Source organism: Trueperaceae bacterium (assembly GCA_036381595.1).
Lineage (GTDB): Bacteria > Deinococcota > Deinococci > Deinococcales > Trueperaceae > DASVCN01.
The window spans coordinates 83,588-104,618 of record DASVCN010000034.1 but is presented as its reverse complement, the minus strand read 5'-3'; the positions used below and the strand labels follow the sequence as shown (position 1 = coordinate 104,618).

The window sequence follows — 21,031 nt, the reverse complement described above, 5'->3', positions numbered from 1 at the left end:
CGTAGGCTGCACCATTTTAGGTGCCCTAGCTTTCCCCCAAATGTCCTTCCTCGTCGGCGAACAACTTACCCAAGCTGTCGCCGTCTCCGTTGAGCCAATCCAAGAACAAGTGCGCTTCGAGCAACGGCGCCGCGAGTTCTGGGTGTGTTCGCCATGTGCCGGAGGGTAGAACACCACTCACCAGATCACGCAGCTTTTCGACAGCCAACTTACGCTCCTCCAACGACCACGCGACTGCCTTATAGTTGGCCGAGTTATCCAAGTCGTCACCTGACGGGCTTATCCACAGCAAGGCGTCAACGGCGTGGGCGAAGCCTGTGTCGTTGAGGCTTCCGTTCCCCTTTGATTCTGTCGAACTTGGCATCTCCTACCCTCCTTCTCACGGTCGTTGCGGTCGCGAAAATGTCAAACGTGCCGTTCTCCAAGTTTGTTCGCTTCTCGTCGAGCTTAAAGACATCATCTAGGCAGTGGCCTAGGTTGCCTAGATGATGTCATCCCAAGTAGCGCCGACTCGTTTTGCCTCGACTAGCTCTTTTCCTGCTGTCCTGGCGAGTGAGTGCCATAGGAGTCTTCGCCGGTCACGCGGGCCGTCGAGTCCTCATCTGTAAGCTGACCAGCGAGCCATTCCGCCTCTGCCTGGCTACCAACCGTAACGCGCATGATTAGAGCTTCCTCGGGCGGTGATTTCCGGCGCCTGACCTCAACCCTAAAGCGTGGCATACCCTCCCCCTTTCGCTAGTTTTCGACGATTCATTTTAGCATGTCGACCGGAGGCGGAGCGTATAACAGCGAAGCAAGAGCGTATACGACACGAAGAATGAAGGTTTAACAGTGTATGCTTGTTACTGTCATGTGCGTGAACGACGATATTCGAAGGGCTGTCCGGGTCGAGCTTGCTCGTCGAGACCTTCAGCAAAAAGACTTGGCTGATCTAACAGGCTTGTCTCCCCAACATGTAAGCGAACTGCTGCGGGGCCGGAGTGGAAACCTCGCGGAGGGCTGGGAGAAGATATTCAAGGCGCTGCATCTCAAGCTGACGGCGGTACCTGACGATCAGGAGCACGGCTAGCGCAAGTCGGAGTAGGAGGGAACCGGATGCTGCACAAGCGAGACGCCAGAATTATCGCAATCGCACTGCTTGGCGGGGTGATCGGAATCATAGCTGGCCACGGCTTCCCCGGACTCTTCTTTGGCCTCATCCTCGGCGGGGTCCTGGAAGTCTTCGACTTCTGGGAAAGCCTGTTTCGCCAGGATTGAAACCACTGGTCCACACCTTTGCCTAGCTTCATCCTGTCAACCGGTCGACGATCACGGTTTTGGTTGCCCTATTAACCATAGAATCCCCCCATGCCGGGTCGCTACATCGTCTACACCCGAAACTCGACAGTAGATCAGAGGGACAACACTTCTCCGGCCGTTCAAACCGATCAATGCCGTCGGTACGCCGACTCTCAGGGATGGGAGGAGGCTGCTGAGCCGGTCTATGACAACATCTCCGGGACCACCTCAGAGCGACCAGGACTAACCCAGATACGCGAGGCCATAGAAGCTCGCGATGTGGATGTCGTTCTCTTTAGTACCGTCGACCGAATCGCCAGAGAGCGAAAGGCACTGGAGGCGATTCTCGAAGACATCTTCAAGCGCGGGGGCACTGTTGCAGTCGCCGACATGCGCTCTGAGTTCAAGTCTCTCGAAGACTTCCTCGACGAGACGATCTTCTACAACGCATTCGCCGAGCACGAACGCAGGAAGACGCTCAGGCGCTCAGCAGACGCCACCGCCGCCATCCTGCAAAAGGGCGGCTGGGTCGTAAAGACCATTTTCGGCTATCAACTTGAACCGAAGTTGATAGACGGCATCAAGGTAAAGATGCCTGGCATCCTTGACCACCAAGCCGAGGCGGTGAAGCTGATATATCGGCTTACCGCTGCCGGACAGCCCTACTATCAGATCACTAAGAGGTTGAACGCTGATGGTTTCGAGCCGAGGACTCGAACCGGCGAAGGATGGGCAGCCTCGACTGTCAACCGAATCCTCGACCACGGAATGATGTATGCGGGTGAGCCGTTCGAGCGCCGGATTCATGTGCGCGGCAAGCCTCATGTAGTTACGTACAAGTACCCAGCCATTCTTACCCGTGAACAAGTCCAGGCCGCATTAGAGGTTCGAGTTCTCGGCCGGGCTCGCGACCCTTCACCGTTCCGTAAGCTCATCCGTTGCTCCGGCTGCGGCGCATACGTTGGACCAAGCAGCGTAAAGGAAACCAACGGTAGGCGTCAGCACATCCTCTCCTGCGCCTCATATCGGCGCCTGAGCACCTATAAGTACCTGCGCAGGCCGACAAGGTTCTCAGTCTGCAAATACAGCGTCAGTGATGGCAAGATTCGCGATGCCGTGCTGGAGTGGCTAGAGCGCACGGTCTTCTACGAAGAAGATGGCGACTTCGAGAACCGGCTGCGAAACGAGCTGATCGCCCTGGTCCTTCGTGACACCCGAGCCACGAGCCAACTTGATCAGTTGGAAGAACAGTTGTCGTTACTAGTGGAAGAGCAAGACAAGATAGCCAGGAACTTCGCCAGCTTAGAACCGGATCAGTTTGAAAGCGTCCTTTCGGTCCTAAACGACCGACTGACCCGGCTCGATCAGCAGCGCTCGGAGTTGGAGCAGGAGATTGGCGAGGTACAAGCGAAGCAGCGAACCGGAAGAGCTGCGCTTGACCGACTCGGGGTGGAGCCGGTGGAGTTGCAAGTCGACCCCAAGCTGGAGGAGGAGCCCGATTACAACGCCCTCGTCGAGGACGGAATTGTCAGTAGAGCCGAGGAGCACGTCGAGGGCCTTATGGGAAGGCTGGAGACACTGAAGGAGTCACTGAAGGGCGACGATTGGAAATCGGTGAACGCGATCATGCACGAACTCGGGCTGGGAATATTCGTCGATCATCGCATCAAGAACAGGGAAGAGCGCTGGGCGAGCATCCACGTTGACTTTGACCCTGCTAAATTCACCATGGGCACGGATTGCGGCTGGCCACGAGGAGGAAGCGGGCAGGGAAGGTGAGGCTGCCGCGAGCGCGGCTGATGGTCACGAGTCCGTCCTCCAGCGGTTGTCGCAACGTCTCGAGCGCGGCGCGGTTGAACTCTCCGAATTCATCGAGGAAGAGGACGCCGTTCTGGGCCAGGCTCACCTCGCCGGGCCTCGGGGTCGCCCCGCCTCCGATGAGCCCGGCGTACGAGACGGTGTGGTGAGGTCGCCGGAAGGGCGGTCGGGACAGGAGCCCAGTTGCCGGTAGCCCGGCCGCCGAGTGGATCCTGGTCGTCTCTATCGACTCCGCGCGCGTCAGGTCGGGAAGCAGGCCCGGTAGGCGTGTGGCGAGCATCGTCTTGCCGGCGCCGGGAGGACCGGTCATCAGGAGGTTGTGACCTCCGGCGGCGGCCACCTCAAGCGCCCTCTTGGCCCCCAACTGGCCCTTCACATCGACCAGGTCGGGCCCCGGGGGAGCGCGTTCCGGTGGCGGCGGGAGGATCCTGCTTAGAGCGCCGTTCCCGCGCAGGAACGAGACGGCGTGCGCCAGCGTCCTCGGTGCTACCACCTCGGCATCGCACACTGCGGCTACTTCCCCGGCATTGGCCGGCGGCACGATGATGCGCCTGGCGTGCGACTGATTCGCCAGGATGGCTATGCTCACCGCCCCTCTGACGGGCCGCAACACGCCGTCGAGGGCCAGTTCGCCGATGGTGATGGTGCCGGCCAGCGAGTCGGGTGGGAGGGCGCGCTGGGCCAGCAGCAGGACGAGCGCCATCGGCAGGTCGAATGCGGGGCCCTCCTTGCGTACATCGGCCGGCGCCAGGTTGATCACGACGCGGCGCATGGGGAAGGGCAGGCCGGCGTTCTGCAGAGCTGCCCGCACCCGCTCTCGGGACTCCTGAACGGCCGCGCCCGGGAGCCCCACGATCTGCAGGTGCGGCAGGCCGTTGGCGATGTTTGCCTCCACCCGCACCTCGAACGCGTCGATGCCTTGGAGCGCCGCTGAAGTGGCGTGTGCGAGCATGAGTGAAATCTATTCGCGCCAGCGGGGTCCCGACGCGCGAGGATGGGCACGTGCGGGCCAAGAGTAGGCCCGTGACGAGAGTTCCCGGGGGCGAGCCGTTAGGGTTCCGGTGATATCAGCTGGTCGCCCCGAGTACAGGCCGCCGTGAGCCAGTAAGTGGCCCCGGCCGACATGACCATCGGAGTGGAGAGATGAAGAGAGTACGATTCGCCGTCGCCATCGCCACCGCCCTCCTGCCCCTGCTCCTGGGCGGCTGCGCACTGATCCCGCCCATCGCGATAGGACGGGACGCTCTGGGGTTCACCGAGCGAACGCTGACGGTACCGCTCAACCGCACCACCGAGGCTACGGTAGAGGCCCCGTCTCAGGCCTTCGCCGATATCAAGCGTCCGTCGTTCCCCATCGCCCCCCGCTCGTTCCGCAGCGTCCAAGGCTTCCGCAACGGGGTATGGGTCGATGCCCCTCTGACCCCTCTTCCCGACACGATCGCGCTGAGCGGGACCCTCGGCTTCACGGTGTCGGACCGGTCCGGAGCGCCGGAGCCGGTGAGCGCGACCGTCGACTTCGGGCCCCTCGAGCTGAAGCGCTCGACCGATTGCGGGGAGGGGTGCAACTACGTCTTCTCCGACCCGGAGGCCGCCGCCCGCGCCCTTACGTTCACGGTGGCCGGCGAGGAGTTCCGCCGCATGCTCCGGACCATCACCGAAGGCGAGGAGAACATGGTCGACGTCACCCTCTCCGTCCGGACCGACTTCGCGGCTTTGGCCATCACCCTGACCGTCGAGGTGATCGAGAACTACATCGACTTCTGAAGGCGCGGCCGGCCGGCCGGTTCAGCGCTCGGCCGGCTCGGCGTGCATGTAGAGTCCGTAGGTCCCCGGACCCACGTGGGAGGCGACGACGGCGCCGATCTCGTAGACCTGACCCCCCTCGTACCTGATCCCTTCGCGCTCGAGCGCCGCCCGCACCTGCTCGGCGGCCTCCGGATCCTGCACGTGCAGGAAGTTGACGACGAGCTTCCCCGGGAAGCGCTCCCGGTGCTTACGCACCTGGTTGACGAGCTCGGCCAGCGCCTTCTTGTTACCTCTGGCCCGACCGAGGGGAACGATCTTCCCGTTCTCGAGCGACAGGATCGGTTTGATGTTGAGGAGCCCGCCCATCAGCGCTGCCGCCCGTCCGATCCGACCGCCCTTCTGCAGGAAATCGAGGGTAGCGACGGTGAAGAGCGGCATGTTGCTGTCGCGGATCGACTCCAGCGCTCGAACGATCTCTTCGGTGGAGGCGCCCGAATCGCGAAGCGCGGCGGCTTTCTTCACCATCTCGCCCAGGCCGATGCTGGCCGCTCGGCTGTCGAAGAGCGTGACCGGTATGCCGACGGAACCCTTCGCCAGATTGGCCGACTGGAAAGTGCCCGAGAGGTCGGAGCTGATCGTGATGCAGAGGATCTCCTCGGCCCCGGCCGCTTTCGCCTCCTCGTAGGCCGCCTCGAAATCCTGTGGGCTGGGCTGGCTGGTGGTGGGAAGGTCGGCCCCCGCCTGAACGCCCTCGATGATCTCCTTCGGAGTGAGCTCGAGCCAGTCCCGATAGGTCTCCCCCCTGAAGCTCACGTAGAGCGGAACCCTCCTGACGTCGAGCCTCGACAGCTCGTCGGCGCTCAGGTCGCAGGTGGAGTCGGTGACGATGGCAAGTTTCATGGCTCTCCTTCCGTTTCCGGCCGACAATGCGGGCGGGACGGCGTTCGTTTCGTGATATCCGTCCGAGTATACGAGACCCGCCTGAATCCGCGCCGCCCCCGACGGAGATGCTGATGTTCGATATCTGGTGGTTGCTCCAGCCCGGTAGCCTCATGGCCATCTGCCTGCTGCTCGCGCTGATGGCGCTGGCCGTGCGGGCACAGCGGCTCGCCGTTCTGTTCGCCGGAGCCGCGCTGCTGCTGGTGGCCGTGCCCACCACCTTCGACGTGGCCGGCCGGCTCGCCTGGGAGCTCGAGCGCCGAGTAGAGCGCCCCGAGCCGATGCCGGCGGAGGTCGAAGGCATCCTCGTGCTTGGCGGGGCGGTCGAGTGGCGGACGAGCCGCGAACGCGGTCAACTCAACCTGAACGAGTCGGCAGAGAGGCTGATGGCGGCGGCCGCTCTGGCGCGCCGTTACCCGGACGCTCGGCTGGCGCTCACAGGCGTCTACCGCGAGGACATCGAGAGCGATTTCGTCGCGAGCCCGCGGGATTCGAGTCTGATCTTCGGCGAGGAGTACCGGGGCCGCGAGATAGAGTTCATCGGCGAGTCGCGCAGTACCTACGAGGACGCTCTGCTGGCTCTGGAGCGGTTGCGGCCGAGGGCCGGGGAGACCTGGCTGCTGGTCACCAGCGCGATGCACATGCCGCGCGCACTGGCGACCTTCCGCAACCTCGGCTGGACTCTCACCCCATATCCGGTCGACTACCGTACCGCCGGTGAGCCTCCGCTGCTCAACCCCGACCCGCAACCTGCCGAGTCACTCGCGGCATTGGACGAGGTGGTGCGCGAGTGGGGCGCGGTGCTCGTCTACGCTCGTCTCGGTCGCATCGGCTGGCCGTGACATTAGCGCTGTCGGGCGATTTTTCCGGCAAGAGCGTAGCTGGTCCGCGGGACTTGCGCTAGACCAGCCTGCTACCGGTAGCCCGCGAGGGCGCTCGCGCTAGCCAGCGGGCTGCTGTAGCTAGCCAACGGCGGGGGCGCTAACGCCCTGCTCTACCAGGAGCTCGCCGATCTGGACCGCGTTCAAGGCTGCGCCCTTGCGGATCTGGTCACCGGCCACGAACAGCGCCAGGGCGCCGGGCCTGCTGGCGTCCTCGCGGAGTCGGCCCACCAGCACCTCGTCCTTGCCGCTGGCTTCGGAGGGCATTGGGAAGCGGTTCTCTTCGGGTTCGTCGACGATCCGCACTCCGGGCGCGGACGACAGCACGCGACGCGCCTCTGCCACCGTGACGGGCCGCGAGAACTCGGCATGGATCGCCTCGCTGTGAGCGCGGAAGACCGGGACACGCACGCAGGTCGCGCTTATCGCCAGAGCGGGACAACTCAGGATCTTGCGCGACTCGAGCAGCAACTTGCGCTCCTCGACGTTGTAGCCGTCCTCGCCCACGTCACTGTCGTGGCTGAAGAGGTTGAAGGCGATCGGGTGGCGGAACTTCCTCGGTTGGGCCTCCTCGCCGTTCAGCACGGCGCGGCTCTGCCGGTCGAGTTCGTCTATCCCGGCCGCTCCAGATCCCGACACGGCCTGGTAAGTCGCCACCGTCGCTCGTTCGAGGCCGAAGGCGCGGTGCAGCGGGGCGAGCGCCATGAGCGCGATGATGGTCGAGCAGTTCGGGTTGGCGATGATCCCCTGGTGCTCGAGCGCTGCCTCACCGTTTATCTCGGGCACTACCAGCGGAACGCGATCGTCCATGCGCCAGGCGCTGGTGTTGTCCACCACCACGCCTCCGTTGCGAGCCCAGTTCCAGGCGTGTTCCTTGGAGATGCTCCCGCCGGCCGAGGAGAAGACGATGTCGGCCTCCAGGTTCCCGTGCGCGGGCAACGCCTCGATCGTCACCTCGCCGTCCGCGAACCGCATCCGCCTGCCGGCCGACCGTTCGGATGCGTAGAGGCGCAACGAGTCGATCGGGAACTGCCGCTCCGCCAGCAGCGTCAACAGCTCCTGGCCAACGGCTCCGGTTGCTCCTACGATTGCTACCCGCATAGCGACCTCCAGTCAGTTCGTCAAAGTAGCATGGTCTCCATGCCCGCCACGTTCCCTGTCCCGGAGCCCGGCCGTCTGCCCACCGGAACCAGCTGGCGCCGAGTCGTCGTAAAGGTGGGCACCAGTTCGCTCACGGACGATACCGGACGCATCTCACTCCCGAAACTGTGGGCTCTCGGGCGCGGTCTCCAGGTCCTCTGCTCGGCGCACGGCTGCAAACCGGTGGTCGTCTCCTCGGGGGCAGGAGCCGCGGGGCGGGAGCGGCTGGGCCTGAAGCTGCCGTTGACGCTGCCCGAGAAGCAGGTAGCTGCGACGGTGGGCCAGGCCCTCCTCATGCTCGACTGGGCCAGGGCGCTGGCTCCCTCGCCGGTAGCCCAGATGCTCCTGACGGCCGAGGACGTGCAGGACCGCGAACGTTACGTCAATGCCAAGCATGCCCTGGAGGCGTCGCTGAAACTGGGCGTCATCCCGGTCATAAACGAGAACGACAGCGTGGCCACGGCCGAGATCCGTCTGGGAGACAACGACACCCTGGCTGCCTGGACCGCCTACCTGGTGGGTGCCGACGTCCTGGTGATACTCACCGATGTCGATGGGTTATTCACGGGCGACCCTAGGCGATCTCCCGATGCGCGAAGACTCGATGTGGTGGAAGATGTCGATGCGGTAACTCACCTGGCCGGCAAGCCGGGCAGCGACAGAGGTACCGGCGGCATGGTCACCAAACTGCGGGCGGCGTCGATCGCCACTCGCGCCGGAATCGAGACCCTGGTGATAGGCGGCGGTGGCGAGGGGCTCGAGGCGCTCGCCCGCGGCGAGGTGAGGGGCACGAGGTTCCTGGCTGGTGCACATGCGCCGGCCCGAAAGGCGTGGCTGGCGCAGCAGCCGGAGAGGGGTTCGATCGAGGTCGACGACGGTGCGGTTAGGGCGCTGCGTTCGGGCAGGAGCCTGTTGCCCTCGGGCGTCACGAAAGTGAGCGGGGAGTTCGGCTTCGGGGACGCGGTCGCGATCCGTCATGGTGACAGGGTTGTGGGCCGAGGTCTCTGCAACTACGGGGCCGATGCCCTCGAACGGATCCGCGGGCGGCAAACCGGCGAGATCGCTCAGGTCCTCGGCTACAAGGACTTCGACGAAGTGATCCACCGCGACAACCTGGTGCTCACCGAACGTTGACGCCTGGGCTCGCCCTGCCTTTCGGCCGGCGGGGCCGGCGGTCGCCGTTAGAGCCGTCCCAGACCGGAAGCCGGCGGATGGTAGCATCTGAGGAAGATGGCGCCCTCGGCGCCTGGGAGCTGCGTATGTCGCTACGAAGCCAACTCGCCTACCTCGCAGCCGGCCTCACTCTGGTCCTGGGCCTGTTGGGCCTGCTCAATCCCGTACTCACCCTCCGCCTCACCGGGCTCGAGATCGTCCAACCGCGCGGCCTGGGCGAAGCCCGCGCCCTCTTCGGAGCGATGTTCCTCACCATGGGCGGATTCATGCTGTGGGCCTTGTCGGCACGTCCGCGGGCCCGAGGCGTGCTCCGCTTCGCAGGTTTCCTCTGGCTCGCCGCCGCGCTCGGCCGCCTCCTGAGCCTGCTGATAAACGGACCGTTCTCGCCAGGCAGCATCGCTTTGCTCGCGTTCGACCTTTTAGTCGGCGCGGGCGCCTATCTAGGCAGCACCGAACCCGGTCAGGCGAAGGGCGCCCACAAGAGCCGAGCCCGAGGCCCCGAACCGGAAGCAGACGATCCACTGCGGGCCTACCGCTCCTGATGAGGAGAAGCAGGCTACGAGGATGACGAAGCTACTGTGAACGGCATCCCCGACGGGACCCGTTTCGTCCTGCCGCGCCAGGGTGGTCTCCGGCACCGGGTGCTCGAGGAGTTGCGCAACCTCTACCTCGCCTGGGGCTACCAGCAGGTCGAGGTGCCGGCTCTGGAGATCTACGACCCGAGCCACCCGCGCGCGAACCAGTCGTTCAAACTATCCGACCGCGACAACGGTGTGCTTGCCCTGCGCAGCGACTTCACGCCCGCTCTGGCCCACCTCGTGGGTACGCACTTCCCCCGGGCGGCAGCCGGCGAGGCTGCGGTACGGCTTCAGTACGCCGGCACCGTGTGGCACGCCATCGACCCGGACCTGGCGCGCACCCGCGAGTTCACCCAGGTGGGCCTCGAACTGGCCGGCGTTTCGAACGCCAGGGCCGACGCGGAACTCATCCACCTGGCCAGGGAGTCGGTGCGAACCGTGGGTCTCACCCCCAGAGTCGAGGTCGGCAATCCGGGATTCGTGCGGGCCCTGTTCGACCTGGCGGGCGTCCCGGGCCGGTCTCGTGGACCGGTCGCCGACGCCATCGACCGGAAGGATCAGGCGACCCTCGTCTCCCTGCTCGAGCTCCTCGAACTCCCTTCCCAGATGGTGCGCTCGCTCACCCGAGTTCCTGACCTTTACGGCGACCTCGAGGTGCTGGCGAGCGCGCGAGAGCTCGCTCCGTGGCCCGAGACGTTGCGTGAGGTGGAGCGACTCGAGGCGATAGTCGCCGAGTTCGAGGATCCGAGCGAGCTGCTTCTCGACCTCGGGATGGCGCGACGGCTCTCCTACTACACCGGCATGACCTTCCGTGCCTACACTTTCGACTTCGGACAGCCGCTCCTGGGGGGCGGCCGCTACGACGGGGCTCTGCTGCCTGCGGCGGCCGGCTTCTCGCTCGGCCTCGAGCGCCTGCTTACCGCCCTGCCGGAACCGGGAGAACCCGCTCCTCCGCTGGTGGTGAGCCTCGACGACGCCGGAGCCCGGTTGCTCCGGAAGGCCGGCATCGAGGTAGTCCGAGCTCTCGAGAGCGACCCCGATGCGGCGAGGCGCGAGGCCGAGGAGCTGGGGGCGCACTACCTGCTGGCCCACGAGCTGCTGCCACTCGCCGGCGAGCGCGGGATGCTGGACGAGCTCAACGCGATCCTCGAGGGGGACCGGTGAAGCCGAGCCTGACTCTGGCGCTGCCCAAGGGGAGGGTATTGGAGGAGAGCCTGACCCGGCTGAGGGCCGCCGGCATCGCGCTGGAGCTCTCCGCCGACCCGAGGGCGCTCCGCCACCACGCCGACGAGTTCGCCGTGATCGAGATGCGCAATGCCGACGTCCCCGTCTACGTCGAACTGGGCGTCGCCGACGCCGGGATCGTAGGCAAGGACGTGCTGCTCGAGGCGGGCAGCGACCTCTACGAGCCTGTCGACCTGGGCTTCGCCGCCTGCCGGCTGTCGCTCATCAGGCCGAGCGGGGAGTCGGGCACGATCAGGCGGGTGGCGACCAAGTATCCCAGGGTCACCGCCACTTACCTCGAGCGCCTCGGGAGTTCGGCCGAGGTCGTGCGACTCTCCGGCAACGTCGAGCTCGCCTGCCTGACCGGTCTCGCCGACGCCGTGGTCGACGTCGTCGAGACGGGAGCGACGCTTAGGGCGAACGGCTTGGCCGAGGTAGATGTGATCCTCGAGTCGAGCGCCCGTTTCGTGGTCAACAGGGCGGCCCTGAAACTGAAGGGCGAGAGGCTGAGGCCGCTGATCGACCGTCTCAGAGCGGTCCGGGAGGGGAGCGGAGGGTGAAGCCGATCGGGGGGCTAAGGGGGGTCATCGCCATCCTGCTGCTGATGTCGGCGGCGGCACTGGCGCAGAGCGGGACGCGGGCCCGGCAGGACGCGGTGCCCTACCTGCGCGGCGTCCACCCCACCATGAGCGCCGATCTGCCCGACCTCGGCGACGCAACCGTCTACCGGCTCGACTGGACCCTCGACGGAACGCAGCTCACCGCGACCGAAGAGGTGCGAGTCACCAACTACAGCGCCGAAGCGTGGCACGAACTCTACTTCCTGCTCCTGCCCAACCGCATCGGTGGACGGATGACGGTAGGGGACCTCCAGGTGAACGGTGAGGCGGTGAGCCCCGGTTTCGCGGGCGACGAGACGGTCATGCGTGTCGACCTGCCTGTCCAGCTGAAGCCCGGTGAGGCGGCAACCGTGAAGCTCGACTACCGACTCGCGGTCCCCGAGACCGGCGGCGGCAACTACGGGATCCTGGCTCTGGACGAAGGGGTACTTTCGCTGGCCCACGCTTACGCCCTCCTCGCCGTTCATGACTCGGAAGGATGGGATGTCGACCTTCCTCCGCGTTACGGCGACCTCGTCTACGCCCGCAGCTCCTTCTTCAGGGTCAGACTCGACGCCCCCGCCAGCCTTGGCGTCGCCGCAAGTGGCGATCTGATCGAGTGGAACCTGGAGGGCGGCAGGCAGATCGTGGAGTTCGCCGCCGGACCGGTTCGCGATTTCTATCTTGCCGCGGGGGAGGAGTGGGAGCAGATAGTCCGGGCTCAGGACGGTGTCACGGTGCGGGCCTACGCTCGGCCCGAGAATCGGGCGCTCATGGAGAGGGCCGTCGAGACGGCGCTCCGCTCGCTGAGCCTCTTCGGCGACCTGTACGGGCACTATCCGTTCCGGGAACTCGACTTGGTTCCGATAACAACCAGCGCCCTGGGAGTCGAGTTCCCGGGGATCATCGCCATCCGGCGCGAGCTGATCGAGGAGGACCAGAGGATCCTCCTCGAGAGCACCGTCGCCCACGAGGTGGGGCACCAGTGGTTCTACTCTCTCGTGGGCAACGACCAGGTGAGCGAGCCGTGGCTCGACGAGTCGGTCACCCAGTACCTGACGATGCGCTACTACCGGGAGGTGTACGGCGAGCCGGGGTACCGGCTCTTCCGACAGGGCCTGCTCGAGCGCTGGGAGCAGATCGGCCGTAACCGTCTGCCTATCGGCCTCCCCGTGGGCCGCTACAGCGGGAGCGAGTATGGCGCCGTCATCTACGGGCTGGGCCCGCTCGTAGTGGAGCGGCTCGCCCAGATGGTGGGGGATTCAACCTTCGACGGCTTCATTAACGATTACGTGGAGCGGAACGCCTTCGGTATCGCTACTACCCTCGAGTTCAGGCAGCTGGCAGAGGAGCACTGCGACTGCTCGCTCCAACAGTTCTTCGAGGAGTGGGTGTTGCCTCGTCCTTCCGCCCGCCGCTAGCACAGCCGGTCGCTCTGGTATAAGTCGCCAATGGACTGGATCGAGACCGCTCAAGCCGAGCTTCGCGCCCAAGGCCTGGCCGGCTGGCTTCTCTACGACTTCCGCGGCTCCAACCCGGTCGCGAAGCGCTTCATGGGACTGGGTGGGCTGATCACCCGCCGGGTATTCCTGCTGGTGCCGGCGCGGGGCACCCCCACCCTGCTCGTTCACGCCATCGAACGCCGCTCGCTTCCCGACCTGCCGTTCGAGGTCGTGAGCTACAGCTCGCGCTCCTCACTCGAGGCGGAGCTAGCCCAGCTGCTTCCCGAAGGCCCGGTCGCCCTCGAGTACTCACCGCGCAACGACATCCCCTACCTCTCCTTCGTCGATGCCGGCACAGTAGAGCTGCTCCGGGATTTGGGGGTCGAGCCGGTCAGCTCGGGCGATCTGCTCCAGGTCTTCAGCGCCTGGACGAACGAGCAGATCGCCGCGCACGAGCGGGCGGTGGCCGGGGTGTACCGGGCCAAGGACGAGGCCATCTCTTTCATCTCCCGGAGGGCGAGCGACGGCGCGTCGGCTAACGAGTCGGAGGTCCAGCGAGTCATCACCCGGGTGCTCCAGGAGGCAGGACTCACCTTCGATCACCAAGCGATAGTGGGCTTCGGGCCGAACAGCGGCGACCCCCACTTCGTGACGCCCTCCCAGGGAGGCCGCCGTCTCCAACCCGGCGACCCGATCCTGCTCGACATCTTCGCGAAGGAGGCCGACGGCGACGCTCCCTACGCCGACATCACCTGGATGGGGTCGTACGGCCCGCCGTCGGCGAAGTTCCTCGAGCTGTTCGAGATAGTTCGCGACGCTCGCGACATCGGCGTGCGGACGATGCGGGAGGCGTACGAGGCCGGCAGGCGGCCAAGCGGCAGCGACGTCGACCGGAAGGTGCGCGGCCATATCGCGGGCAAGGGCTACGGTGAGTACTTCATCCACCGCACCGGCCACAGCCTTGGGACCCGCTCCACGCATGGGGACGCCGTGCACCTCGATGATTTCGAGACCCGCGATACCCGCAAGCTATTGCCGGGCATCGCGGTGACGGTCGAGCCGGGCGTCTACCTTCCCGAGTTCGGCGTACGCTCCGAGATAGACGTGCTGCTCGAAGAGGCCGGGCCAAGGATCACCACCGACCCTCAGCGCGAGCTCACCGTCATCGAACTCTCTTGAGAGTGACCGGGAGGTAAGCGATGGAGTCGAGGATCAGTTTCGTGACGCTGGGCGTGAGCGACCTCGAGGCGTCGAGGGAGTTCTATCGGCGGTTGCTGGACAAGGATCAGCTGAACGATGAGGCGGGGGTGGCTTTCTTCGAGATGGGCAGGACCTGGCTGGCGCTCTACCCCAGAGGAGAGCTGGCCGCGGACGCCGGGATGCAGGACGGGGGAAGCGGCGGCTTCCCGGGTTTCGCCCTCGCCCACAACGTCCGGACGGCAGAAGAGGTCGACGCCGTACTGGAGGAGGCCGAGCGGGCCGGTGGACGGATCGTCAAACCCGGGGCGAAGGCGTTCTGGGGCGGCTACACCGGCTACTTCGCCGATCCCGACGGCTTCCTCTGGGAGGTCGCCTGGAACCCCAACTTCCCGCACGTGTGAAGGCCCTGCTCGACTCGCCGATCCCGTGGGACTACCCTTGCTGCCTGCCTAGGCCGGCGTTTCCTCAGAGTCATGCGGGAGTTCGTCGACCAACCGGTCGAGGCGCTCGAGCAGCAGCTGGCCGTGACCAACTAGAGAGTCTGACGCGGAAAGTCCCATGCTCCATCTCTCTGCCGGTTTCGACCGAGGGCGAGAAGATTCCAGTGATGCCGGGTAGGGCTTAACGAACGAGATGTAGCACCGTTCGAGCGCATGGTAGGCATTGGACGGGAGGTAACTGTGGAAGGTGTAATCGACCTCGACGAACTACTGGAGCACTGGGAGGGCCACCGGCGACTGACCCGCCGCACGATCGCCGCCTTTCCAGACGATGAGCTGTTCAGCCACAGGGTCGAGCCTCTGCGGAGCTTCGGCGAGATGATCGGCGAAGCCCTCGAGGTCACGCCCTTGCTCGAGGGGATCGCGAACGATCACTGGGAGTGGCGGCTGGAGTACGAACAGGTGAAGAGCAAGGCGGAACTGCTCGAGGCCTGGGACGAGTCGCTGCGGTCGATCCGCGAGTACTGGCCCTCGATCACCGGGGAAAAGCTCGAGCGGGTCGAGCCGGATCACTTCTTCGGAGGACCGGCGCAGTCGAACCTGGCGCGACTCCTCTACCAGATCGACAACGAGATCCACCACCGAGCTCAGGGCTACGTCTACCTCAGGCAGCTCGGCATAGAACCTCCGCCCTTCTACGAGCGCTGAGGCAAGGCGCCATGAGCGGCTTCCGCTTCCTCTCGGAGCGCCCGGTTCCGCTCGTCGACCTCGTGATCGAGGGTCCACGAGTGAGGCTCCGCGCCACGGCCCGCGAAGATGCCGAGGCGATCTTCCACGAGTTCTCGGCCCGGATCACCGAGTACATGATCCCAAAGCCTGCCGGTTCGATCGACGAAACGCTGGAACCTCCGCAGTCGCAAGATCCCTGAGTCGCTGGGCGGACAGGTGGTCGCCGAGAAGCGAGTGACCGGAATGGCCGGCAACGAGCTGGACCTGTTGCTGTACCGGATCGATCCGCCCCACTAGCGGGACAGGGTGATGCCCCGGCGGTCGAGTTCGTCGCGGAGTGACTCGGCCCCGGTGAATCTGATGCCGTCCAACCCGACGCCTCGTGCGACCTCCACGTTGCCCGGATTGTCGTCGATGAACAGGTAGTCGCCCGGCGTTCCGCCCAACTCCCGCAGCACCGCCAGGAACGCTTCCGGGCTTCGCTTCGTGCAGCCCAGTTCGCAGGAGTAGAACTGGTGTGAGAACTGGCCCAGGAACGGGTGGATCGAGCGGATGAAGTTCACCCACTCGGTACCGTGATCCGAGAGGAGCACCAGATCGAAGCGCTCCGCCAGAGCCTCGACGATCTCGTCCATCCCCTCCACCCGCCGGCGGAAGTTCGCGCGGATGAGCTCTTTCAACTCGGCCGCTCCGGCATCCCAGCCGTGCACTCCCAGGACCGACTGGAGATACTCTTCTTCGCTGCTCCGGCCGTGAAGAAGCTCGTCGAGGTGGGTCCCGCCGAACGCCCGTAGCACGGCTTCCGGGTCCATGCCGAAGCGCTCGGCAAGCGACGTCTCGATCCCGATGAGGCCGGCGATCAACACTTCGGACAGGTCGAAGATGATTGCCCGCATCGCTCAACCGGCGGGCAGGATGCCGGTGAGCAGGTAACCCACGAGGTAGCCCGCCGCCGCTACCCCAAGGCCAACGACGAACATGTCGAAGCCGCTGCGGAACCAGTTCCGGCCAGTGAGTGCGCTTCGTGCCGCGCCCACCAGGAAGTGCGCGGCCATGGCGACGAGGAAGGAGGCGGCTACGGCCCAGGCGCCGCCACCGAAGAAGAACGGGACGATGGGCACCAGCGCTCCGAAGACGGTCGCGACGCCGGTCGTGACACCCTCCCTGATCGGCGATTCGCCCGCTTCACCGATGCCGAGCTTCTCCTTGGCGAGCTCCTGAAGAGCTACCTCGGGGTCGCTCATGACCCGTTCGGCAGCGACCCTGGCCTCCTCCTCCGAGAGGCCCCGCTCGCGGTAGACGCCGGCGAGGTACGACTCTTCCTGTTCGGGCCAGAGCAGGAGTTCGGTGCGCTGCGTGTTCAACTCGTTCTCGTCGACCTCCCGTTGGCTCTGCGCCGCCAGGTAGCCGCTGGCGGCCATCGAGAAGGCCGACGCGACCAGGCCCGAGAAGCCGGTGAGGAGGATGATCTCCCGGCTCACAGAGGCGCCGATCACGCCGGCGATCAGGCCGAAGTTGGCGGTGAGCCCGTCGTTGAAGCCGTAGACGACATTGCGCACCATGCCGCCGGCCTCGTTGTGGTGCCAGGGGTCGGAGCGGACGCCGGTGAGTCGACCGAGCGCGCGCGCATGGGCGGCCGACTCGCGCGCCAACTGCCTCAGCCACGGCTCGTCCACCCCCGACTGCGCCAGCCTCAGGAACCGAGCGACCTCACGGCCCTCCTCGAGGCGCAGCAGTGCAAGCACGAGCCGCTCACCCAGGAGGCGGGCGACGGCCACGAGGAACCGCGCGCGCGGTGACGGCCGGAACTCGGGAACCGCGGCGAGGCGCTCCTCGAACTGCCTGCGGTGCGCCCCCTCTTCCCGCGCCAGCGATTCGAGGAGCGATCTCACCTCGGGCTCGCGGGTGGTGGCAGCTATCGACTCGTAGATGTAGGCGGTATCCGCCTCGTCCTGTCGGTGTTCCAACAGTTCCCTGCGCTCGAGAGTGGTCGCGGTCACAACGAAACAGTATCAGCCTTTCCCGGGAGAGTGGACTGTTCTGGCTGTAGCCCAGGCCCGCGCTGGCTGTAGGTGTCGTGCCCGTTCCCTGGCGAGTGCCGGACGTAACCTGTGCCTGGCCCGCCCTCGAACTGCCGAACCCGTGTCCACTGGGCCTCGTCGCTTCGGGCTATGTCTGCCCTGCCCTTGTCGCGGCCCGGTTCAGGTCCTAGGCTCGACCAGGAATTGGGGGAGCCTATGGCCGAACAGACCGGTGTCGAGAAGAGCGTGAAGCTACAGGTCGCGGGCGCCCAACGCCCCGATGTCGGCAAGGGCGTGGCCCGGCTCAGCAGCCAGGCGTTGCGGCGCCTCGACCTGCGTCAGGGTGACGTCGTCGAGATCGCCTGCAAGCGAACCACCGCGGCGCTGGCGGCGCCTCCCTACGAAGAGGACGAGGGCCTCGACATCATCCGGCTCGACGGGCTGATGAGGTCGAACGTGGGCGCCGGCATCGGCGATCAGGTGGAGGTGCGGCGGGCCGAGGTCAAACCGGCCAAGCGGGTCGTTCTGGCGCCGGCGCAGAAGAACGTGCGCCTTTCGGGCCCGGGCGCGGCCCTGCTGCGCACCCTCCTGGGTCGACCCCTGGTCGCCGGCGACGTCATCTCTACGTCGGTCTACCGTCGCGGTCACCAGACGGACGGCGGCCCCTTCCCCGACGAAGTGTTCCGCGCGCTCTTCGAACAGCGCGCCTTCGGTCTCCAGGAGATACGCCTGCTGGTCACCTCGACCAATCCGAGGGGCGTCGTGCAGGTAACCGGCGAGACGGAGATCGACCTGCGGCCTCAGTACGAGGAGCCCGAGGACGCCCGCAAGATCGACGTGACCTACGACGACGTCGGGGGCATGGGCTCGGCCATCGAGCAGGTGCGCGAGATGATCGAGTTGCCGCTCAAGCACCCCGAGCTCTTCTCGCGACTGGGCATAGATCCGCCCAAGGGGGTACTGCTCCACGGACCGCCAGGGACGGGCAAGACGCTCCTTGCACGGGCCGTGGCGAACGAATCGGACGCCCGCTTCTTCCATATCGGCGGACCCGAGATAATCGGCAGCCGTTACGGCGAGTCTGAACAACGTCTGCGCGACATATTCGCGGAAGCGGAGAAGAACTCTCCGTCGATCGTGTTCATAGACGAGCTCGACTCGATCGCGCCGAAGCGTTCCGAGGCCAGCGGAGAGGTCGAGCGCCGGGTGGTCGCTCAGCTGCTCACCCTGATGGACGGGCTCGAGCCTCGGCAGAACGTGGTCGTGATCGGCGCGACCAACCGGGTCGACGTTATCGATGAGGCCCTGCGGCGGCCGGGTCGTTTCGACCGGGAGATCGTCGTAGGCGTGCCGGACCGGGACGGCCGGCGCGAGACGCTCGAGATCCACACCCGCGGCATGCCGCTCGCCGACGACGTCGACCTCGACGAACTGGCGCGCGTCACCTACGGCTACGTGGGCGCCGACCTCTCGGCCCTGGCACGCGAGGCCGCCATCGACGCGTTGCGACGGGCGCTACCCTCGATCGACCTGGAGGCCGAGGAGATCCCACCCGACATGCTCGAGAACCTGCAGGTGACGGCCCAGGACTTCACCCATGCGATGAGGCGCATCCAGCCCTCGGCGCTGCGCGAGATCATGATCCAGGTGCCCGACGTAGCTTGGGAAGACATAGGCGGCCTCGACGAGGTCAAGCAGACGTTGAAGGAGGGCATCGAGCTGCCCCTCAAGGAGCCCGAGGCATTCCGTCGGCTGGGCATCCGGGCGCCCAAGGGGATCCTGCTGTTCGGCCCACCCGGCACCGGCAAGACGCTCGTCGCGAAGGCGGTAGCGCGTGAGTCGGAGGCCAACTTCACCTCGATGCAGTCGTCGGATCTGCTGTCGAAATGGTACGGGGAGTCGGAGAAACAGGTGGCGAGACTGTTCCAGCGTGCTCGGCAGGTGGCGCCCACGGTCATATTCCTCGACGAGATCGATGCGCTGGCGCCGCAGCGAGGAGGCGGCCTCGGTGAGCCGGCCGTCACCGAGCGGGTCGTGAACACTCTGCTCTCCGAGATGGACGGACTCGAAGAGCTCCAGGGCGTGGTGGTGATCGGGGCGACGAACCGACCCACCCTGCTCGATCAGGCGCTGCTGCGCCCAGGCCGGTTCGACGAGGTCGTCTACGTGCCGGTGCCCGATCTGGAGGGGCGCGAGGTGATCCTGGGCATCCACCTGAGCGGGATGCCGCTGGCCGAGGACGTCGACATCGGCGAGTTGGCCGATCGCACCAAGGGCTACACCGGCGCCGACCTGGAGAACCTGGTCAGGCGGGCCGGGATGCAGGCGCTGCGGGAGAACCTGCAGACCGAGGCCGTTTCGATGCGCTATTTCGAGCAGGCGCTGGCAGAGACCCGCGCCTCGGTGACGCCGGAGATGGAGGAGGAGTACCGGCGCATGGTCGAGGAACTGAAGCAGGAGAATCCGCGGTCGCGGCGGATAGGCTTTCAGTAGGCCGAGGGCGCCGCGCACGAGACCGCCGCGGCTCGATCGTGCCGGCGTGCTCGGATCCCTGAATCATCGCAGCCGCCCAGAGTTTGTCGAAATGCGGCTGTATCTCGGCAGGTAGCATATGAGAATGCTAACGGACATCTTTCGAGCGGCCGTAATAGCGTTACGAGCAGGTGGTAGGGTTACGGACCAATCTACCGTCGTCCGATACGTCTTCTCCTGTCCCCATCCGTAACCCGCCGCAACGCCACCTCCCGACTCGGCTTTCGCCTCGACAGGGCGAATACGCCCAAGGACGACGCGCAACGATCGGAAGTCGTTCTGGTGAATCAGTTCTCGCGTCTTGCTCTCGTCCCCCTACTGCTTGTCCTCCTGACAGCCTGCGGCACTACCTCGACCGATGGGGGTAGCGGGTTCAGGGACAGTGAAGCCACTGGCAACAGCTCGGGCATAGTTGAGAACGAGCCACTGGGCAGCGGTGATGCGAGTATCGGCGCCCTGAGGAAGATCGCCGACCACACTCTCGTGACCGATCATCCTGACCTTCGATTGGGGACCGCCTACCTCACTCGCTTCAGCGACGCGACCGAGGCCATCTACCTGACTCTGCCGGTAACCAACGAGTCCGCGCAGACGCTCTGTTGGATAATGGCAGACGGCATCAGTTACCGAGACGGCGCCACCGAGTTGATCGCCGACTCCTTCGCCCTCCTCAAGGGCAGCGTCGGCAGGATCGGCAGCGGGAACCTGAGTAACGACTGTCTGGGCCCCGGGGAGACCGGTTACCTGACCGGTATCGAGGTTCCCCTCGACGGAGACCCTGCATACTGGTCTTTGGTCGACAACATCCAGATCGGCTCCCTCTACGCCAATCCAGGGACCTTGGATCAGGCAGGAAAACTGGTGCCGGTCGACTACGAGGTCGACGGAACGGGTGTCCTGACGACCGTGACGGGGCAGAACCAGGGCTCGACGACCCTCTACCCCGGCAGATACAGTGTCTACTTCCTCCTCGACGGCGCGGGTGCTCCGCTGGGCTGGTCCTATCTCGACGAGCCTGCCTCCGACGGCTTGACTCCTGGCTCGAGCCTCGTTTGGACAGAGGGGCGCCTGTACGAAGGTACCGCGGCGAAACTCCGCGTTCACTTCGACTACGGCGACAGTCCGACGACAGCCGCCGTTCAGGCGCAAGGCACGGGGTTCGCACGAGACAGCGAACTGCTTCGGTTGCGAGAGAGGCGCGCTGCCCTGCTGCAGAGGGATGAGCTCGCCCGCCGGTCCGATTGAGGCGACGGGGTGAGGCGGGCGTTCCGCCTCACCCGTGCTAGACTCC

General features: G+C 65.7%; 22 protein-coding genes. 16 read left to right on the top strand and 6 right to left on the bottom strand.

All coding sequences use genetic code 11. The annotated features are described in order from the left end of the window. Positions 1 to 25: 25 nt before the first annotated feature. Complete coding sequence (locus VF168_12345) at positions 26 to 364, bottom strand: hypothetical protein (protein HEX7004966.1); 339 nt, start codon at positions 362 to 364, stop codon at positions 26 to 28. Positions 365 to 856: 492 nt separating this feature from the next. On the opposite strand from VF168_12345, the gene VF168_12340 reads away from it, so the two are divergent. From VF168_12340 to VF168_12330, 3 genes are all read left to right on the top strand, one after another. Beyond that, entirely contained in the window at positions 857 to 1,069 is a 213-nt protein-coding gene (locus VF168_12340) for a helix-turn-helix transcriptional regulator (protein ID HEX7004965.1), read from the top strand. A 26-nt stretch (positions 1,070 to 1,095) separates the two neighbouring features. After that, a complete protein-coding gene (locus tag VF168_12335; GenBank protein ID HEX7004964.1) occupies positions 1,096 to 1,257 on the top strand; it encodes a hypothetical protein in 162 nt (53 codons plus the stop codon). Positions 1,258 to 1,347: 90 nt separating this feature from the next. Then, on the top strand, positions 1,348 to 3,057 hold the full coding sequence (locus VF168_12330; GenBank protein HEX7004963.1) for a recombinase family protein: 1,710 nt from the start codon (positions 1,348 to 1,350) through the stop codon (positions 3,055 to 3,057). On the opposite strand, the gene VF168_12325 is transcribed toward VF168_12330, so the two are convergent. Further along, on the bottom strand, positions 3,002 to 4,048 hold the full coding sequence (locus VF168_12325; protein HEX7004962.1) for a YifB family Mg chelatase-like AAA ATPase: 1,047 nt from the start codon (positions 4,046 to 4,048) through the stop codon (positions 3,002 to 3,004). The genes VF168_12330 and VF168_12325 overlap by 56 nt on opposite strands. Positions 4,049 to 4,239: 191 nt before the next feature. On the opposite strand from VF168_12325, the gene VF168_12320 reads away from it, so the two are divergent. Beyond that, complete coding sequence (locus VF168_12320) at positions 4,240 to 4,860, top strand: hypothetical protein (GenBank protein HEX7004961.1); 621 nt, start codon at positions 4,240 to 4,242, stop codon at positions 4,858 to 4,860. A 21-nt stretch (positions 4,861 to 4,881) separates the two neighbouring features. Here VF168_12320 and VF168_12315 read toward each other — a convergent pair whose 3' ends face one another. Beyond that, positions 4,882 to 5,742 (bottom strand): DegV family protein, encoded by an 861-nt coding sequence (locus tag VF168_12315; GenBank protein ID HEX7004960.1) that lies wholly within the window; start codon positions 5,740 to 5,742, stop codon positions 4,882 to 4,884. A gap of 113 nt (positions 5,743 to 5,855) precedes the next feature. Here VF168_12315 and VF168_12310 point away from each other — a divergent pair, with 113 nt between their 5' ends. Next, positions 5,856 to 6,623, top strand: a complete 768-nt coding sequence (locus VF168_12310; protein HEX7004959.1) for an ElyC/SanA/YdcF family protein — start codon at positions 5,856 to 5,858, stop codon at positions 6,621 to 6,623. A gap of 120 nt (positions 6,624 to 6,743) precedes the next feature. Here the strand turns inward: VF168_12310 and VF168_12305 are convergent, their stop codons facing one another. Then, positions 6,744 to 7,763 carry an aspartate-semialdehyde dehydrogenase gene (locus VF168_12305; GenBank protein ID HEX7004958.1) on the bottom strand — a complete coding sequence of 340 codons (1,020 nt, stop codon included), beginning with the start codon at positions 7,761 to 7,763 and terminating at the stop codon, positions 6,744 to 6,746. Positions 7,764 to 7,802: 39 nt separating this feature from the next. On the opposite strand from VF168_12305, the gene proB reads away from it, so the two are divergent. The 9 genes from proB to VF168_12260 all read left to right on the top strand — a co-directional run bounded on the left by proB (position 7,803) and on the right by VF168_12260 (position 15,387). Beyond that, the gene (gene proB / locus VF168_12300; protein ID HEX7004957.1) at positions 7,803 to 8,936 is read left to right on the top strand and encodes a glutamate 5-kinase; all 1,134 of its coding nucleotides are present in this window, start codon (positions 7,803 to 7,805) and stop codon (positions 8,934 to 8,936) included. Positions 8,937 to 9,013: 77 nt separating this feature from the next. Next, on the top strand, positions 9,014 to 9,517 hold the full coding sequence (locus VF168_12295) for a DUF4345 domain-containing protein (GenBank protein ID HEX7004956.1): 504 nt from the start codon (positions 9,014 to 9,016) through the stop codon (positions 9,515 to 9,517). A gap of 36 nt (positions 9,518 to 9,553) precedes the next feature. Then, positions 9,554 to 10,717, top strand: a complete 1,164-nt coding sequence (locus VF168_12290; GenBank protein ID HEX7004955.1) for an ATP phosphoribosyltransferase regulatory subunit — start codon at positions 9,554 to 9,556, stop codon at positions 10,715 to 10,717. Continuing rightward, the gene (hisG, locus tag VF168_12285) at positions 10,714 to 11,337 is read left to right on the top strand and encodes an ATP phosphoribosyltransferase (protein HEX7004954.1); all 624 of its coding nucleotides are present in this window, start codon (positions 10,714 to 10,716) and stop codon (positions 11,335 to 11,337) included. The genes VF168_12290 and hisG overlap by 4 nt, the downstream gene beginning before the upstream one ends. After that, positions 11,334 to 12,797: a M1 family metallopeptidase gene (locus VF168_12280; GenBank protein ID HEX7004953.1), complete on the top strand. Its 1,464-nt coding sequence runs from the start codon at positions 11,334 to 11,336 to the stop codon at positions 12,795 to 12,797. The genes hisG and VF168_12280 overlap by 4 nt, the downstream gene beginning before the upstream one ends. A 30-nt stretch (positions 12,798 to 12,827) precedes the next feature. Further along, positions 12,828 to 13,997: a Xaa-Pro peptidase family protein gene (locus VF168_12275; GenBank protein HEX7004952.1), complete on the top strand. Its 1,170-nt coding sequence runs from the start codon at positions 12,828 to 12,830 to the stop codon at positions 13,995 to 13,997. A gap of 20 nt (positions 13,998 to 14,017) precedes the next feature. Then, positions 14,018 to 14,419, top strand: a complete 402-nt coding sequence (locus VF168_12270) for a VOC family protein (protein HEX7004951.1) — start codon at positions 14,018 to 14,020, stop codon at positions 14,417 to 14,419. Positions 14,420 to 14,698: 279 nt separating this feature from the next. Continuing rightward, positions 14,699 to 15,166 (top strand): DinB family protein, encoded by a 468-nt coding sequence (locus VF168_12265; GenBank protein HEX7004950.1) that lies wholly within the window; start codon positions 14,699 to 14,701, stop codon positions 15,164 to 15,166. A gap of 11 nt (positions 15,167 to 15,177) precedes the next feature. Then, positions 15,178 to 15,387 carry a hypothetical protein gene (locus tag VF168_12260; GenBank protein ID HEX7004949.1) on the top strand — a complete coding sequence of 70 codons (210 nt, stop codon included), beginning with the start codon at positions 15,178 to 15,180 and terminating at the stop codon, positions 15,385 to 15,387. Positions 15,388 to 15,480: 93 nt separating this feature from the next. Here the strand turns inward: VF168_12260 and VF168_12255 are convergent, their stop codons facing one another. Together VF168_12255 and VF168_12250 are read right to left on the bottom strand one after the other, a co-directional pair. Then, the gene (locus VF168_12255) at positions 15,481 to 16,083 is read right to left on the bottom strand and encodes an HAD family phosphatase (protein HEX7004948.1); all 603 of its coding nucleotides are present in this window, start codon (positions 16,081 to 16,083) and stop codon (positions 15,481 to 15,483) included. Positions 16,084 to 16,086: 3 nt separating this feature from the next. Next, on the bottom strand, positions 16,087 to 17,187 hold the full coding sequence (locus tag VF168_12250; protein ID HEX7004947.1) for a VIT1/CCC1 transporter family protein: 1,101 nt from the start codon (positions 17,185 to 17,187) through the stop codon (positions 16,087 to 16,089). A 237-nt stretch (positions 17,188 to 17,424) separates the two neighbouring features. Here VF168_12250 and VF168_12245 point away from each other — a divergent pair, with 237 nt between their 5' ends. Together VF168_12245 and VF168_12240 are read left to right on the top strand one after the other, a co-directional pair. Then, complete coding sequence (locus VF168_12245) at positions 17,425 to 19,701, top strand: CDC48 family AAA ATPase (GenBank protein ID HEX7004946.1); 2,277 nt, start codon at positions 17,425 to 17,427, stop codon at positions 19,699 to 19,701. 321 nt (positions 19,702 to 20,022) lie between these two features. Beyond that, entirely contained in the window at positions 20,023 to 20,985 is a 963-nt protein-coding gene (locus VF168_12240; GenBank protein ID HEX7004945.1) for a hypothetical protein, read from the top strand. The last annotated feature ends 46 nt before the right edge of the window (positions 20,986 to 21,031 follow it).

Bases quoted from the DNA above. Each gene is read 5' to 3' on its own strand.
- VF168_12295 (HEX7004956.1), top strand. From the start codon at position 9,014: ATGGTAGCATCTGAGGAAGATGGCGCCCTCGGCGCCTGGGAGCTGCGT.
- VF168_12270 (HEX7004951.1), top strand. From the start codon at position 14,018: ATGGAGTCGAGGATCAGTTTCGTGACGCTGGGCGTGAGCGACCTCGAG.
- VF168_12330 (HEX7004963.1), top strand. From the start codon at position 1,348: ATGCCGGGTCGCTACATCGTCTACACCCGAAACTCGACAGTAGATCAG.
- VF168_12255 (HEX7004948.1), bottom strand. From the start codon at position 16,083: ATGCGGGCAATCATCTTCGACCTGTCCGAAGTGTTGATCGCCGGCCTC.
- VF168_12245 (HEX7004946.1), top strand. From the start codon at position 17,425: ATGGCCGAACAGACCGGTGTCGAGAAGAGCGTGAAGCTACAGGTCGCG.
- proB (HEX7004957.1), top strand. From the start codon at position 7,803: ATGCCCGCCACGTTCCCTGTCCCGGAGCCCGGCCGTCTGCCCACCGGA.
- VF168_12310 (HEX7004959.1), top strand. From the start codon at position 5,856: ATGTTCGATATCTGGTGGTTGCTCCAGCCCGGTAGCCTCATGGCCATC.
- VF168_12275 (HEX7004952.1), top strand. From the start codon at position 12,828: ATGGACTGGATCGAGACCGCTCAAGCCGAGCTTCGCGCCCAAGGCCTG.
- VF168_12325 (HEX7004962.1), bottom strand. From the start codon at position 4,048: ATGCTCGCACACGCCACTTCAGCGGCGCTCCAAGGCATCGACGCGTTC.
- VF168_12305 (HEX7004958.1), bottom strand. From the start codon at position 7,763: ATGCGGGTAGCAATCGTAGGAGCAACCGGAGCCGTTGGCCAGGAGCTG.
- VF168_12315 (HEX7004960.1), bottom strand. From the start codon at position 5,742: ATGAAACTTGCCATCGTCACCGACTCCACCTGCGACCTGAGCGCCGAC.
- VF168_12345 (HEX7004966.1), bottom strand. From the start codon at position 364: ATGCCAAGTTCGACAGAATCAAAGGGGAACGGAAGCCTCAACGACACA.
- VF168_12320 (HEX7004961.1), top strand. From the start codon at position 4,240: ATGAAGAGAGTACGATTCGCCGTCGCCATCGCCACCGCCCTCCTGCCC.
- VF168_12260 (HEX7004949.1), top strand. From the start codon at position 15,178: ATGAGCGGCTTCCGCTTCCTCTCGGAGCGCCCGGTTCCGCTCGTCGAC.
- VF168_12335 (HEX7004964.1), top strand. From the start codon at position 1,096: ATGCTGCACAAGCGAGACGCCAGAATTATCGCAATCGCACTGCTTGGC.